13 protein-coding genes are annotated in these 15,358 nt (G+C 41.4%); 12 read left to right on the top strand and 1 reads right to left on the bottom strand.

Going from position 1 to position 15,358, the window contains the following annotated elements:
- Nucleotides 1–9 precede the first annotated feature (9 nt).
- Nucleotides 10–1,458 (top strand): DUF3868 domain-containing protein, encoded by a 1,449-nt coding sequence (locus tag ACGHVY_RS01340; protein WP_390596586.1) that lies wholly within the window; start codon nucleotides 10–12, stop codon nucleotides 1,456–1,458.
- A gap of 18 nt (nucleotides 1,459–1,476) precedes the next feature.
- Here ACGHVY_RS01340 and ACGHVY_RS01335 read toward each other — a convergent pair whose 3' ends face one another.
- Nucleotides 1,477–1,764: a hypothetical protein gene (locus ACGHVY_RS01335; protein WP_390596583.1), complete on the bottom strand. Its 288-nt coding sequence runs from the start codon at nucleotides 1,762–1,764 to the stop codon at nucleotides 1,477–1,479.
- A 433-nt stretch (nucleotides 1,765–2,197) separates the two neighbouring features.
- Between ACGHVY_RS01335 and ACGHVY_RS01330 the strand changes: the two genes are divergently transcribed.
- The 11 genes from ACGHVY_RS01330 to ubiE all read left to right on the top strand — a co-directional run bounded on the left by ACGHVY_RS01330 (nucleotide 2,198) and on the right by ubiE (nucleotide 15,349).
- A complete protein-coding gene (locus ACGHVY_RS01330) occupies nucleotides 2,198–3,478 on the top strand; it encodes an Mfa1 family fimbria major subunit (RefSeq protein WP_390596581.1) in 1,281 nt (426 codons plus the stop codon).
- A 128-nt stretch (nucleotides 3,479–3,606) separates the two neighbouring features.
- Entirely contained in the window at nucleotides 3,607–4,695 is a 1,089-nt protein-coding gene (locus tag ACGHVY_RS01325) for a FimB/Mfa2 family fimbrial subunit (protein ID WP_390599635.1), read from the top strand.
- A 15-nt stretch (nucleotides 4,696–4,710) separates the two neighbouring features.
- Nucleotides 4,711–5,733, top strand: a complete 1,023-nt coding sequence (locus tag ACGHVY_RS01320) for a FimB/Mfa2 family fimbrial subunit (protein WP_390596579.1) — start codon at nucleotides 4,711–4,713, stop codon at nucleotides 5,731–5,733.
- A gap of 22 nt (nucleotides 5,734–5,755) precedes the next feature.
- Complete coding sequence (locus ACGHVY_RS01315; protein WP_390596576.1) at nucleotides 5,756–8,779, top strand: fimbrial protein; 3,024 nt, start codon at nucleotides 5,756–5,758, stop codon at nucleotides 8,777–8,779.
- Nucleotides 8,780–8,805: 26 nt separating this feature from the next.
- Nucleotides 8,806–9,069, top strand: coding sequence for a hypothetical protein (locus ACGHVY_RS01310; protein ID WP_390596573.1), 264 nt, complete (start codon nucleotides 8,806–8,808; stop codon nucleotides 9,067–9,069).
- 266 nt (nucleotides 9,070–9,335) lie between these two features.
- Complete coding sequence (locus ACGHVY_RS01305) at nucleotides 9,336–9,833, top strand: hypothetical protein (RefSeq protein WP_308746913.1); 498 nt, start codon at nucleotides 9,336–9,338, stop codon at nucleotides 9,831–9,833.
- Between the two features lie 22 nt (nucleotides 9,834–9,855).
- Nucleotides 9,856–11,502 (top strand): SPFH domain-containing protein, encoded by a 1,647-nt coding sequence (locus ACGHVY_RS01300; RefSeq protein WP_308746912.1) that lies wholly within the window; start codon nucleotides 9,856–9,858, stop codon nucleotides 11,500–11,502.
- 243 nt (nucleotides 11,503–11,745) lie between these two features.
- The gene (locus ACGHVY_RS01295) at nucleotides 11,746–12,423 is read left to right on the top strand and encodes a DUF5715 family protein (protein WP_308746911.1); all 678 of its coding nucleotides are present in this window, start codon (nucleotides 11,746–11,748) and stop codon (nucleotides 12,421–12,423) included.
- Nucleotides 12,424–12,537: 114 nt separating this feature from the next.
- On the top strand, nucleotides 12,538–13,554 hold the full coding sequence (locus ACGHVY_RS01290; RefSeq protein WP_390596568.1) for a PhoH family protein: 1,017 nt from the start codon (nucleotides 12,538–12,540) through the stop codon (nucleotides 13,552–13,554).
- A 79-nt stretch (nucleotides 13,555–13,633) separates the two neighbouring features.
- On the top strand, nucleotides 13,634–14,578 hold the full coding sequence (locus tag ACGHVY_RS01285) for a phosphoribosylaminoimidazolesuccinocarboxamide synthase (protein WP_390596566.1): 945 nt from the start codon (nucleotides 13,634–13,636) through the stop codon (nucleotides 14,576–14,578).
- Nucleotides 14,579–14,611: 33 nt separating this feature from the next.
- Nucleotides 14,612–15,349: a bifunctional demethylmenaquinone methyltransferase/2-methoxy-6-polyprenyl-1,4-benzoquinol methylase UbiE gene (ubiE, locus tag ACGHVY_RS01280; protein ID WP_308747373.1), complete on the top strand. Its 738-nt coding sequence runs from the start codon at nucleotides 14,612–14,614 to the stop codon at nucleotides 15,347–15,349.
- Nucleotides 15,350–15,358: the final 9 nt, after the last annotated feature.

The raw sequence follows: 15,358 nt of genomic DNA, 5'->3' as shown, positions 1-15,358 counted from the left end.
AAAACAAATATGAAAAAGATTCTATACATACTCTTCTGTCTGCTGCCTGTATTGAACGGGAATGCACAGACTTTGTATAAAAATCAAGTGCGTATAGAGAAAGAATCTATTACGCGCAGTGATGACAATCGCCTGACTATCAACCTGGACATTGTTTTGCAGACAAACCTCAAAATAGCTTCCAACAATGTCGCTACGCTTACCCCGTTTCTCGAAGCGGACGGACAGACAAAAGCATTGCCGTCTATCATAGTGTACGGACGCAAACGTAACATCGTCAATCAACGCAATCACAAAAACTTCGAAAATACATATACGGTCATTCGCCGCAAGCAAACTGAAGAACAAAAAATAAGCTATCTGATACAGATACCATTTGAAGCATGGATGCGCACGGCAAATATGAAGTTAAACATTGATATATGCGGCTGTTGCGATATTCTGGAGGAAAACAGCGGTGAATTAATCACCCGGCTGAACATTTCGCCGTTGAAATTACAGCCCTCCATTGCCTACATCACTCCACAAGCCGAAGGCGTAAAACATCGTGCAGTAGAAGGAAGTGCTTATCTGGACTTTCCGGTCAACAAATACATTATCTACCCGGAGTACCGCCGCAACACGATCGAACTAGCTAAAATACGCGCCACAATAGACACCGTACGCAACGACAAGAATACTACACTCACCAGCATCAAGATTCATGGATACGCTTCGCCCGAAGGAGGTTATGCCAACAACACGCATTTGGCAGAAGAACGCACCAAAGCATTGGTAGACTATGTGAGCAGTTATTACAACTTTGACAAGAAGCTGATAACTTCGGAATCGACTCCGGAAGATTGGGCTGGTTTCCGCAAGTTTGTTGCCACCTCATCATTGGATAAGAAAGACGAAATACTTCGTTTAATGAATGACGAAAGCTTGGACATCGACAAAAAAGAACACGCCATAGCTAAGCTGGCAGGTCCGCAAGGATACCAATATATATTAGACACATGCTATCCGGCACTTCGCCATTCGGACTATACCGTCAATTATACAGTGCGCGGCTTCAACCTCGAAGAGTCGAAAGAGATTATCAATAAACGCCCGCAGTTATTAAGTTTACAGGAAATCTACCTGGTGGCGCAAAGTTACAAACCCGGAAGTGAAGAATTCAACCACGCTTTTCTGGTAGCTGCCACCATGTTCCCGGACGATCCGATAGCCAACTTAAACGCTGCCGCAATGGAAATTCAGAAAGGCGGTGACATAACTGAAGCAAAGAAATATTTAGCCAAAGCCGATCCTAAAGCAGCCGAAACACTTAACAATCTTGGAATCATTGCCATGTTGGAAGATGATTTGGACGGAGCGGAAAAATATTTCAAAGCAGCCACAGAATCCGGTTTATCCATACAGGCTGACGCAAACCTAAAAGAATTGAAGAAGAAGCAAAATTACCCCAAGCAATAAAACACGTACAAAAAAATACTATTCCCCCTTATTTTTAAAACCCCAAAATGAATCAGAACGCACTGCCTGTGAAGGTAGTGCATTTTTTATGCTAATCAAAGTTCCCCGCCCACTAAAACTTTCATGCCAACTATCATAATAAATAGAACGAAGAATAGTGGTAAATCCTTCAATTGAACATAAAAGAAATATAATCCCCCCTTGTTTATCAATAGCTGTATATTCTGCATCGTAAAGCAATAAAAAAAATAAATTTCCAACAGAATATACAACAATGGTAAAATGGCAACAAGGGCGGGATTTCATTCAGTGCCATTGATAATCATTCATAAAATGACCGTTTCACCACCCTAAAAGGAGCATTTTTGAAATTAAAATAATCAGCTCAAAAATTGAAACAAATACCAATGAACACTTTTGTATTTCTCTCATACCTTTGCACTGTCAATAAGGAACAATAGAGTTCTTGAGAAGAAACAAATAAAAGAAACATAACTTATAAAAATGAACAAAAATTATTTCACCGGAAGTTAGTCCTTTTTCTTATTACATATAAGAACTTCCAAACCCAAAAGAGAAGACTATGATGTTTTTAACAAAACAAACGAACTCCATCTTACTGATGACTCTCCTCCTCTAAAAAAAGGAAACAAGTATCTCTACTATATACCATAATATAGGTAGAGCATACAAGCAAAAGAAAAAACCATAACATCACAAATTTAAAAATTACATTAAAATGAAAGTAAAGAATTTATTATTAGCTGGTTTGGCAGCAGTTGCCATGACAGCTTGTAGCAATGAAGACGAATTTGCAAACAAAAACAATCAAAACTTAACCGGGGAACAGGCAAAAATGAGATTATTATTCTCATTCAACGAAAAAGATGCTACAAGAGCAGTAACCGATGGCGGTACTAATGCCGGTAACGAGCTGGAATATGGCGCATCAAAAATCACAGCTGTATTAGATTATGGCGATGGCACACCTCGTGTTGTCATGAAAGACCTGACACTTGTTAAAAATGACAACACCGATATTGCAGTTGCCACAACTGAGCCATTCGTCGTAACAGCAGGCAGTAACGTGACATTATATGCGTTCATTAATCCGACAGGCTTAACTATCGACCAAAAAACTGATTTAAAAGCATTGGCAGTTGGAGAACATAAAGCTTTTACCGGAGTTACATTAGCATATATAGATAACGATGTAGCAAAAAACGGAGATTTCTTAATGAGTGGGACGAGTATCATCAATAAGATTGAAGCTGGCGAAACTGTTACTACTAAAATCGATGTTAGCCGTGTAGCCGCCAAGTTAGAAGAGAAAACAGACAATGGCAATCTTTTCCCCATATTAGCATCCGGATTAACCTTTACTGATGGTACAAAAGCAATTGGCGTTAAAATTCTCAATCATTCATACTCTAACCTGACTACCGATTCGTATGTATTGCCACAAGCAAATACTTTCGAGACTTTCTTGCAGGACTATATCGGAAAGGGAGAAGCCGCTGACGACAATTCTTATAGATGGGCTGTAAAAGGATTCACATACTGTCTTGAGAACTCTAGCGAAACCAACCCAACCCGGGTACATTACAAAGCACAAGTTTATTTTGACGAAACAGAAGCAAATGAAACATTTTATATTAGAGCCGTATATACAGGAGAAAGCGATGAACGCGAATTGCGTGTTTACAAAAACTGGGAAGCTTTAAAAGCGGCATATACAAGTACAGAATGGGATGACAGCAAGAAGGATGATGATGAATATTTATCAAACAACGACATCAAGAGATATAACGGTGGAATCTGTTATTATGAAGCTCCCATTAATACCGCTAATGCAGGTACAGTTATCGCCCGCAACAACTGGTATGAACTGACAGTTATGGAAGTTAGCAAATTAGGAACTCCTACCCCATCATTAGAACCTGACGAAACTCCTGCCAAGTTGATTATCTCCGCACAAATTCAACCGTGGAAAGTTCAGATTAATAACATTATACTATAATAATAGTCTATCACCAAAGTCGGGAGAGAGTATCTCCTCTCCCGATACTTTTTCTCAATTTGCAGACAAAATAAGAAAGCATCATTCCCAAGCAAAACAATAGTATTTCAAAAGCCAAAACCAAAATGATGAAACGAATATTAACCGCCATACAAGAAAAAGCCAACAAGTTATTGTTGCTCGCAATATTGGCCGGCATAATCACATCCTGTGACTCTATATTAGATTACAACGATGGAGATTGTAGCATCGAATACTGTGTAAAGTTCAAATATGACTATAATATGGAGGAAGTAGACGTTTTCGCCCAGCAAATAAGAACAGTGACACTTTACGCTTTTGATAACGACAATAATCTTATTTATCAGAAAACAGATCAAGGAGAACAATTAGGAGAGAGAAATTATTCTATGACAGTAGACATCGATCCATCAAAATATCATCTTATTGCATGGGCAGGATTAAATGATGAATCGTTCGCAATACCTTTATTATATCCGCAACAATCACTGATTGAAGAGTTGAAAGTAAAAACATTGCGCAAAACAATAACACGCTCTGAATCGGAAAATGAAAAAGGGAATTATATAGTAGAGCAAGAGCTGCACTCACTCTGGCATGGTGAAGTGAAAAATGCACCTACCACCCGCAGCGGAAGACAACAAATCAGCACGGTCTCTTTAGTAAAGAACACTAATAACATCCGCATTGTCGTAGCACAAGTCAACGAATCCGGCGGACCGGTAACAAGGGCCTTGACCGCAGAAACATTCAAATGTGAAATCTATGACGACAACGGATACATGAATTATGACAACTCACTATTGGAAGATAATCTGTTAACGTATAAGCCATTCGTGGTGGAATCTGAGACAGTCAGTAGCAGAGCTTTCAGCGAGGCCAGCGAACCGGCAAAAGAATACAACTCCGTTGTCAGCGAGATAAGCGTAGCGAGACTTATGGCAAATAAAACTCCGGAACTGACTATTAAGAATTCAGAGACACAGGAAACATTATTTCATATATCCAACCTGGTGAAATATCTGGAAAAACTGCAACTAGAGAAATATAAAGACCGGCACTATACTCTCCAGGAGTATCTGGACCGTGAAGACGCTTACAGCATGATTATTTTTGTAGACGAAAAACTGGCATTAATCAAGACTGTAGTTGATGTAAACGACTGGATTATCCAAATCAATGATATCCACCTTTAAGTAGAATAAAAAAAGATGAAATACTCAAATCTGACATATTATTTGCTGGCTATCCTCTGCATTATGATAACTTCGTGCAGCACAGACGGAGTAACGGATGACTTTTCAGATAGTAAAAGCCAGATATTGGTAAAAGATGTACATATAAACTTCGTTCTTAGCTTCCCTGCAAATTCTTCCACAAGAGTAAGTGAAGATAACGGATTGGAAAGTGAACGGGCAATAAACAACGTACACGTATATACATTCCAAAATAATCGGTTTATAGAGGAAATTCAATACATTGTGATTGATGGTAAAGACGGAGATATCAGACGAAATATAGACGGAAAATTATCAGGAACATACAACACCGGTACTCCAATGGATTTTATCGTAATCGTTAATGCGAAAAACAAAGGTGTATATGATGTGAAGATGAATCCGGGAAATAGCAAGACCGATTTGTACGACCAACTGATATTTAGTTATGCTAAAGACACAGACCGTTCGACCTATATCCCAATGTGGGGCGAAGGTACTATTACGTCCGTCACATCGGGTGAGAATAATATAGGAGAACTCACTCTGAAACGTGCAGTTGCCAAAGTGAATGTAACGGTCAACGGCGGAAACGGAATAACAGATTTCAAAATCACCGAAGTCCGGTTGCACCAGTATAACACCCAAGGATATTACGCACCTTTAAAAGATGATGGCCCGTCCGTACCGGAAAGTTCCAAAATATCAACAGAATTTCTAACTTCCGGCATATTGAGCGGAGTAGAGGGAAACAAAGTAGAAAATAAATTCTACATCCCTGAGCATAAGAATATAGGCGCAGAAAAAGAAGCCAAAGTATACTTAGTGATAGAAGCAGAGGCCAGGGGAAAGATGAAAAGCTATACTATACCATTCAGTGAAAATGGGAAAGACTATAATGTTCTTCGCAACCATATATACGTGTTCAATATCACCAGCGTGAATATGGACGTAACATTAGACTATGAAGTGAAAGTATGGGAGACAGAGAACATTGATGTCCCGTCATTCGATTAATATAATAAAGGAGAAAAAGCTGATGAAAAAGCAAAACAACATACTGAAAACGATAAAGAATATTATATATATATTCGTTGCCTGCACATTCTTCAATGCTTGTGCAGATGATGAAATATACTCTTCCACCAATGTAAAAGAAGGAATTCCGGTTACTATAAATTTCGGTCTGTCAGTCACAGGCATGGAGAAGTTAACCCGTGGACTTCCTGAAACAGAAGAAAATAGAATCAACGACCTCTATGTATTGGTATTCGACAGAAGTGGAAAACTGAAAAACAGTAAATTCTACAACACAAACGAGATAGTCAATTCACTGGAAAATAGAGAGAAAGGAACGCTTACGTTAGAAACCACCAGCGGCGAAAGCCGTATCTATGCAATAGCCAACGCAGAAACAAACGAATTGGAATCCATCCTCAACAGACTGGACGCTGTTAAAAGTATCGAAGAACTGTCCGGAGTAACCATTAGTATAAACGAAGCTAACGTACAACGCATACAAGGCAGCCTGGTCATGAGCGGAACATTCAATACCACTTCGGAGACTAACAAAGAAGAAGGATATTGTGTAATTGACGAGCACGGAAATATATCCGCCGGGAAAATAGAGCTTTCGCGCCTTGACTCCCACATCACTTTTAAGATAAAAGTCGGTGAAAAAGTGACGTCTTTCACTCCCACCAGTTGGCAAGTGAAATATGTCCCCCTCAAATCAAATATCATTGAACAACCCAAGTTAAATAGTTTTACCCAAGAAAAGAACTACGGGAACAGTATAGTAAGTACTGCCTTCAAAACCAGTAAAGATGATAAATCCCGCACATTTGATTTTTACATGCTGGAAAATATAAAGAACTCAAAAAACTATCAAGAAAAGGATGGTACAGTGAGTTCCATCAATCCATCAGCAACTGATAAAAAAGCGGAGTATGCCAAACGTGAAGCAGAAGTCAAGAACGATGATAAAACAAACACCGGTGAATATAAATATTCGGAAAAGTATGCGACTTATGTAGAAATTAAGGCTGAATTGGAAATCAAAAACGCAAACTCCATAGACGGAAAACGTGTAGCTACCGTACAGTATAGAATACACCTAGGAGGTGGCATCAACAATCCGGATATCTTCACAAGCAAACGAAACACCAAATATACATACAACTTAACGATAAATGACGTCAACGACATTATAGTAGAAGTGGAAGAAGGAAAAGAAAACCGTCCCGGCGCCGAAGGAGACGTAGTTGATTCTGAAGCTGAAGTACGTACATTGGATGCACATTACAACTGCTTTATAATGGGATTCAGTTACAATAATGTAGTGGACGCCACCACAGGAAACCCAGGTTTAAGATTTGTGGTAAAGACTCCTTTCGGAGATGTCACAGAAGAAAGTACTCCTGATACAGGAAACGGAGCCAAACAAGATTATCATTGGATTCATTTCCAGTCTCATGGAACAGAAAATGCCGCAGATAAACTACAAAAATACAATAAGAATGAATTAATCGACTTGTTCGGACTCACCGATGATGTGATAGCCCGCTACGAAAATGATGGAAGCAAGGATAAGGACAAGCCATATTACTATACCGTTTTTGTAGATGAATATTATTATACCGAAGCACCTAAAGGACAAAACTGGGGGAATAACCCTACTACATACTGGCGGCATTTTGCAAATGCAGACAACCGCTACATAATGCTGGTTTATACTCCCAAGTATAGCTCGGATGGCAACAGCAGTTATGCCAAAGCCCGATATATGATTACCCAACGTTCTATACAGACATATTATAGTACGGAAGCCGAAGTAGCACTAGGCATGGAACATGTCAATGAAACAGGGATGGCTAAATGGAAAAAACTACCCACCAATCCTAATTCTTCTAACGGGCTGTGGAATACTTGGGAATACTTAAAAAATACATCTTGGAATAACTATGTTGTTCTTGAAACACCGGATAAGAAAATGAATACTTTCGCTACCCAAGAAGAAACTCTTGCTTTGGCCCGTTGTTTATCACGGAACCGCGATGAGAACGGAGATGGTAAAATAACATTAGATGAAGTAAAATGGTACGTACCCACCAGTGAACAATTAATGGGCATGTATCTGGGCGCCCAAAGTTTGCCGACCCCTTTATTTGATGCTAATAATATTTCATTTGTATATGCAGACAGAACAAACTATCATTATACGACCAGCGACGGAAAGCGTATCTGGGCTGAAGAAGGTGCCTCCGTTGGCAACTATCCTGTAAACGCACAAGTCGAAAAAAACCGCCCGCAAAATTTCAGATGCGTACGTAACTTAGGAATAGATAAATCTCCCGGATCAACATTAGCAGAAGATGACTATCCTACACAAGCATTTGATTATGAACCGAATGGCATACGTGTAAAAGTATATAATCAAAATAGCAAAGAAGATGAAATCATTACTGCTGAACGGATTTTTAAGATGTCACGATTAACCGAACAGAACATACGCGGCTCACGTCTCAAAAAAGGTGAAATAGCTCTTCATGACAACTTTGAGAGTGGCAACAGGCCTTATAAAGCATTTCAAATGGCTAAAGAAAATTATATTGATACAAAAGCGACTCCTAAAAACACGTATGTATATGAAGGAAATTCTTTATTTACTCTCACAAGCTGGCATACCACTATACGTTCGTGTGGATATGACAGGAATGAATCAATAACAGACGACTCGGGAAAAGTGTACTATCGCATAACCACAGACAACGACCTCAGTTTATGCAAAAATTACTCCGAGAATGGTGACAGTGATAAAGGACTTTGGAGAGCTCCCAACCAAAGAGAAATGCTGATAATGTACATACAGAACAAGAAATTACTTGTAAATACCATATCACGAACAATCTGGAGATACACCATAACAGACTCTTCCGACCTTAATGCCGGAAATATAAGATTCTTTGGTGTCAATACAAAGGCTTTCTTTTTATCAAATATAGAGACTAACACAGCCAGAGCATACTTACGCTGTGTACGCGATGTAGAAATAGTAGAATAAAAACCGAACTTTAAAACTAAGAAATCATGAAACAAAAAGACATCCTACAACTAGAATCATCAGATATGCGACAAGCCTATCTATTTGAAGAGAACGGACGCTGGTACGCTTACGAGCATTCAGCCAACCGGATTGAGAAATTCATGAAGGGCTTTGCTGACTTCAAACACAAAATTCATGATGTCTGCGGCCGTTTCAAAGTAGAAATCAACCTCGATATACTGGACAAATGTCCCATTATCTCATGTGAAGATACGATACTGGTACTTGATTGTCCTGATAATATATAAAAGAAAACGCTCCGTAAGAGTACGGAACCCCATAACCCCATAATTAAAGAAATACAAAATATTGTTTGTTTTGTTTGTGTTCCTCATTCCACTCAGAGGCGGCCTGTGAAGATAGCGCTGAGTGGGTGGGGATTTTTTCTCACACATCTGAGGATTTATTAGATAAAAGCCGGAAATGCAACTTTATATAAATATTCTTTGCATAGTTCACACAAAACCGTATATTTGGAGAACAAATAAACATAATTCACCAATATCTCAAAATTATGAGTAACACCATATTCCTTATTATCGCCCTTGTGACAACGGGTATATTCGCAATTCAGTTTGTTTTATCAATCTTTTTCGGAGATATGGATGCAGATGTAGACGTGGATGCCGACATCAGCAGTGTAGTCTCTTTCAAAGGACTCACCCACTTTGGTATCGGCTTCGGCTGGTACATGTATCTCGCAGGCAACACAGAAATCCAAAGTTATGTTATCGGTATCCTGGTAGGACTGTTCTTTGTTTTCGCCGTATGGTTTCTGTACAAAAAAGCCTATCAACTGCAACAAGTGAACCGCTCCGAAGCAACCGACGAACTCGTGGGACGCGAATGTACCATTTACTTCAAGCAAAACAACAGTAAGTACACCGTACAGACAAGCCGTAATGGAGCCATGCGCGAAATAGACGTAATCTCCGAATCGGGAAAGACGTATCAAACCGGAGATCGCACTGTTATCACCAAGTATCAGGACGGAACATTATATATTCAATAACTATTCAAATTTACACAATTCTATGACACAAGAAATGCTAATTATGGCCGCAATACTAGTGGCGGTCATTCTGCTCACTTTTATCGGTATCCTTTCTCGCTACCGCAAATGTAAGAGTGACGAAGTCCTCGTCGTATATGGTAAGACGGGAGGAGAAAAGAAATCTGCGAAATTATACCACGGTGGAGCTGCTTTCGTATGGCCGATTATCCAGGGCTACGAATTCCTGTCAATGAAACCGATGCAGATTGACTGCAAGCTGACAGGCGCACTATCCGCACAGAATATCCGTGTAGATGTGCCTACCACTATTACCGTAGCCATCAGCACAGATGCAGACGTAATGCAAAACGCTGCCGAACGTATGCTCGGACTGACTATAGACGACAAACAAAACCTGATTACAGATGTAGTTTACGGTCAGATGCGTCTGGTTATTGCCGACATGACCATTGAAGAGTTGAACTCCGACCGCGACAAATTCCTTTCCAAAGTAAAAGACAATATTGATACGGAACTCCGCAAGTTCGGTTTGTACCTGATGAATATCAATATCAGTGACATCCGCGATGCTGCCAACTATATCGTCAACTTGGGTAAAGAAGCTGAAAGTAAGGCATTGAACGAGGCACAAGCCAACATCGAGGAACAGGAAAAACTGGGTGCTATCAAAATCGCGAACCAGATTAAGGAACGCGAAACGAAAGTGGCGGAAACTCGCAAAGACCAGGATATCGCTATCGCGGAAACTAAGAAACAACAGGAAATCTCTGTTGCAAATGCAGATAAGGACAGAATTTCCCAAGTAGCTATCGCCAATGCGGAAAAAGAATCGCAAGTAGCAAAAGCCGAAGCTGAAAAGAATATCCGTATCGAGCAGGCAAATACCGAAAAGGAAAGCCGCGTTGCCGAACTGAATTCGGATATGGAAATCAAACAGGCGGAAGCGGCCAAGAAAGCTGCCATCGGACGGAATGACGCACAAAAAGAGGTAGCCCTCTCTAATGCCGAACTGGCCGTGACACAAGCCAATGCCGACAAACAAGCCGGTGAAGCTGCCGCCAAATCGGAAGCTGCCGTACAGACTGCCCGTGAAATTGCGCAAAAAGAGGTGGAAGAAGCAAAAGCCCGTAAAGTTGAATCTTCATTGAAAGCGGAAAAGATTGTTCCTGCCGAAATCGCAAGACAGGAAGCTATTCTTCAGGCAAACGCTATCGCTGAAAAGATTACCCGCGAAGCGGAAGCCCGTGCTAAAGCGACTTTGGCACAAGCCGAAGCGGAAGCAAAAGCTATCCAAATGAAACTGGAAGCGGAAGCGGAAGGTAAGAAACGCTCACTGCTTGCCGAAGCGGAAGGCTTCGAAGCGATGGTAAGAGCAGCCGAATCGAATCCGGCTATCGCCATCCAATATAAGATGGTAGACCAGTGGAAGGAAATTGCCGGCGAACAGGTCAAGGCGTTCGAACACATGAATTTAGGAAATATCACTGTATTCGACGGTGGAAACGGAGGGACAAGCAACTTCTTGAACACATTGGTGAAAACAGTAGCTCCAAGTCTCGGCGTATTGGACAAATTGCCTATCGGTGAAACAGTGAAAGGTATAATTAATCCGGAAAGTAAAACGGAAGAGAAGCCAACAACAAAAGCTGAAGAGAAAAAAGGATAAGAAAGCACATTATTTATTAAGTACGGAATCGAATATTTTCTCATCGTGATAAGAACATTTTCTCACGGTGATGAGAATTAATACTCATCCTTATGAGAATATTTTCTCATAGCGATGAGTATTTTTTCTCATAACAGTGAGAATTGCTTGAGAATATACTGATAAGATTTCCCTGTTATTCTTTCTAATTTCATATGTATATTCCAACGTTTTCATATAACTTTGCAGGCAAAAAAATACAAAATGACTATACAGAAACTTCGTATATTACCACTATTTTCGCTGATTATAGGATTTGCAACACTCACTTCCGGTTGCAAAAAGAAAGATATGTCATTGAAACTGAACGAACCACGCAATATCCGTGGCGTTGTCAGCTATAAACGCTCTTTTCCTGATTTGAATGATAAACATCTGGAAGCTGCAAAAGCTGTTGGTATCCGTCCGTTGGAAGACCGGGAAGCAGCGGAAGATATGAAAGAAAAGCTGACACACATCATTGACAATGAGTTCTATGTGGTAGATTCTCTGACCCATTCTATCCCCTATCTTGTCCCTCGCGCAAGTGCGCTGCTCGACACAATCGGCTCTAACTTTCTTGATTCACTTGCCGCCAAAGGATTAAACCCCAATCAGGTGATCGTCACTTCCGTACTGCGCACCCAAGGCGATGTGAAACGCCTTCGCCGCAGGAACGTGAACGCTTCCGCCAACTCGGCACATTGCTTCGGAGCAACTTTTGACGTTAGCTGGAAACGGTTCAAGAAGGTGGAGGATAAAGACGGAAGACCGTTGCAGGATGTCGGTTCCGATACTCTGAAACTTGTTCTGTCCGAAGTTCTGAGAGATTTGCGACAGGCCGAAAAATGCTACATCAAGTATGAGTTGAAACAGGGTTGTTTCCACATCACTGCCCGATAAATATCATTTTCATATCCTATCGGCAGAATAATTGCAGTAAAATTCATCTCCAAACAATCAGAGAATCCAAAACGTTTCATTAAATTTGCAGAAATTTTTCTTTAATACAACTTAATGATAGAGAAACTGATTGTTCTTGAGGATATTGATCCTGTTATTTTTTACGGTGTAAACAACGCCAACATACAGTTAATTAAAGCTTTATATCCGAAGCTACGTATCGTTGCCCGTGGTAATGTCATCAAAGTGCTGGGCGACGAGGAAGAAATGTGCGCCTTCGAAGAAAATATCACTAAACTCGAAAAATACTGCGCCGAATATAATTCACTGAAAGAAGAAGTTATCATCGACATTATAAAAGGGAATGCCCCGCAAACGGAACAAACCGGAAACGTGATCGTGTTCAGCGTCACGGGCAAGCCTATCATCCCCCGAAGCGAAAACCAGTTGAAACTGGTGGAAGGATTCGCCAAGAATGACATGGTATTCGCCATCGGTCCTGCAGGTTCGGGAAAGACATATACCGCCATTGCCCTTGCCGTACGTGCGCTGAAAAACAAGGAAATCAAGAAGATTATCCTCAGTCGTCCCGCCGTAGAAGCCGGAGAAAAGCTGGGTTTCCTACCCGGTGACATGAAAGATAAAATCGACCCGTATCTGCAACCCTTGTACGATGCGCTTCAAGATATGATACCTGCCGCCAAGTTAAAGGAATACATGGAACTGAACATTATACAGATTGCCCCGTTAGCCTTTATGCGCGGACGTACACTGAATGATGCGGTCGTAATTCTTGACGAAGCACAGAATACCACCGCACAGCAAATAAAAATGTTCCTCACCCGTATGGGTATGAACACTAAAATGATTGTGACAGGCGATATGACACAGATTGACCTTCCCTCTTCCCAGACATCGGGATTGGTGCAGGCACTCCGCATCCTGAAAGGGGTAAAAGGCATCAGCTTTGTCGAACTGAACAAGAAAGATATTGTACGCCATAAGCTGGTGGAACGTATCGTAGATGCTTACGAAAAATTCGACAAAGAAGCGAAAGCCGAACGGGAGAAACGGAAAAACGAACAACTGGTTCTCAACGGCGAGCATCCGGTGAAACCGGCTAAGGAATAAGCACCTTTAGGTTCGGAACTCCCATTGCAGCTTCAACTTATTAATTTGGAACTTGTAATTTGTAATTATAAATAAGACAATGAAAGCATTAACAAAAACAGATTTCAACTTTCCGGGACAGAAAAGCGTGTACCACGGAAAGGTGCGTGATGTGTATAACATCAACGGCGAAAAACTCGTCATGGTAGCAACCGACCGTATTTCGGCTTTTGACGTAGTACTGCCTGAAGGTATTCCCTACAAAGGACAAATGCTGAACCAGATTGCAGCCAAATTCCTTGATGCCACTACTGACATCTGTCCGAACTGGAAACTGGCTACGCCGGATCCGATGGTAACAGTCGGCGTATTGTGCGAAGGTTTTCCTGTAGAAATGATTGTACGCGGTTATCTGTGCGGCAGCGCATGGCGTGCTTACAAAAGCGGTGTACGTGAAATTTGTGGCGTGAAGTTGCCGGACGGAATGCGTGAGAACGAAAAATTCCCCGAACCCATCGTAACTCCGACCACCAAAGCCGAAATGGGACTGCATGACGAAGACATCTCCAAAGAAGAAATCCTGAAACAAGGACTGGCTACTCCCGAAGAGTATGAAGTGCTTGAAAAATATACGCTGGCTCTCTTCAAACGTGGTACAGAAATCGCTGCGGAACGCGGATTGATTCTTGTCGATACAAAATATGAATTCGGCAAGCACAACGGTACTATCTACCTGATGGATGAAATCCATACTCCCGACTCCAGCCGTTATTTCTACTCAGAAGGCTATCAGGAACGTTTCGAAAAAGGCGAACCGCAGAAACAGCTTTCCAAAGAGTTTGTCCGCGAATGGCTGATGGAAAACGGTTTCCAGGGCAAAGAAGGTCAGAAAGTACCCGAAATGACTCCGGCTATCGTACAGAGCATCAGTGACCGTTACATCGAATTGTTCGAAAACATCACCGGTGAGAAATTTGTAAAAGAAGATACCAGCAATATCGCTGAACGTATCGAAAAGAACGTTTTATTAACGATTAATGATTAACCGTTAATCACTATCCACTAATCATTAAAATAAATGGACTACCCACAGCAGCATATCAAGCCTTACGACGAGGAAGGAAAGAAGACCGAGCAAGTGGAACGTATGTTCGACAACATCGCACATGCCTACGACAAACTGAATCATACCTTATCTTTGGGTATCGACCGCAGTTGGCGTCGCAAAGCCATTGCCTGGCTGCGTCCTTTCCAACCGCAACGTATGATGGACGTAGCTACCGGCACAGGGGATTTCGCCATCCTCGCCTGCCGCAAGTTGCAGCCCGCCGAACTAATCGGTACGGACATCTCGGAGGGTATGATGAATGTGGGACGTGAAAAAGTTAAGAAGGAAGGACTCTCGGACAGAATCTCTTTTGCCCGGGAGGACTGTACTTCACTTTCTTTTGCCGACAATGATTTTGACGCCATTACCGTAGCGTTCGGTATCCGCAATTTTGAAGACCTCGACAAAGGACTATCGGAAATGTGCCGGGTATTGAAACCGGGGGGGCATCTCGTGATTCTGGAACTCACCACTCCCGACCGTTTCCCGATGAAGCAACTGTTTTCCGTCTACTCTAAAGTCGTCATTCCATTGCTGGGCAAGCTGCTTTCCAAAGACAACAGTGCCTACCGCTATCTGCCGGACACCATCAAAGTATTTCCCCAAGGGGAAGTCATGAAAGGAGTCATCACACGAGCCGGATTCAGCGAAGTAAATTTCCGGCGGCTGACATTTGGTATCTGCACTCTTTATACCGCGACAAAATAACGTTTTTTT

This window comes from Bacteroides sp. f07 (assembly GCF_042854785.1).
In the GTDB taxonomy this organism is placed as follows: Bacteria; Bacteroidota; Bacteroidia; order Bacteroidales; family Bacteroidaceae; genus Bacteroides.
This window is presented reverse-complemented; position numbering and strand designations above follow the sequence as displayed.

What these genes read in the sequence shown, in the direction of transcription:
- ACGHVY_RS01325 (WP_390599635.1), top strand. Translation starts at nt 3,607, where the DNA reads ATGAAACGAATATTAACCGCCATACAAGAAAAAGCCAACAAGTTATTG.
- ACGHVY_RS01295 (WP_308746911.1), top strand. Translation starts at nt 11,746, where the DNA reads ATGACTATACAGAAACTTCGTATATTACCACTATTTTCGCTGATTATA.
- ACGHVY_RS01300 (WP_308746912.1), top strand. Translation starts at nt 9,856, where the DNA reads ATGACACAAGAAATGCTAATTATGGCCGCAATACTAGTGGCGGTCATT.
- ACGHVY_RS01340 (WP_390596586.1), top strand. Translation starts at nt 10, where the DNA reads ATGAAAAAGATTCTATACATACTCTTCTGTCTGCTGCCTGTATTGAAC.
- ACGHVY_RS01315 (WP_390596576.1), top strand. Translation starts at nt 5,756, where the DNA reads ATGAAAAAGCAAAACAACATACTGAAAACGATAAAGAATATTATATAT.
- ACGHVY_RS01285 (WP_390596566.1), top strand. Translation starts at nt 13,634, where the DNA reads ATGAAAGCATTAACAAAAACAGATTTCAACTTTCCGGGACAGAAAAGC.
- ACGHVY_RS01305 (WP_308746913.1), top strand. Translation starts at nt 9,336, where the DNA reads ATGAGTAACACCATATTCCTTATTATCGCCCTTGTGACAACGGGTATA.
- ACGHVY_RS01290 (WP_390596568.1), top strand. Translation starts at nt 12,538, where the DNA reads ATGATAGAGAAACTGATTGTTCTTGAGGATATTGATCCTGTTATTTTT.
- ACGHVY_RS01330 (WP_390596581.1), top strand. Translation starts at nt 2,198, where the DNA reads ATGAAAGTAAAGAATTTATTATTAGCTGGTTTGGCAGCAGTTGCCATG.
- ubiE (WP_308747373.1), top strand. Translation starts at nt 14,612, where the DNA reads ATGGACTACCCACAGCAGCATATCAAGCCTTACGACGAGGAAGGAAAG.
- ACGHVY_RS01335 (WP_390596583.1), bottom strand. Translation starts at nt 1,764, where the DNA reads ATGAAATCCCGCCCTTGTTGCCATTTTACCATTGTTGTATATTCTGTT.
- ACGHVY_RS01320 (WP_390596579.1), top strand. Translation starts at nt 4,711, where the DNA reads ATGAAATACTCAAATCTGACATATTATTTGCTGGCTATCCTCTGCATT.
- ACGHVY_RS01310 (WP_390596573.1), top strand. Translation starts at nt 8,806, where the DNA reads ATGAAACAAAAAGACATCCTACAACTAGAATCATCAGATATGCGACAA.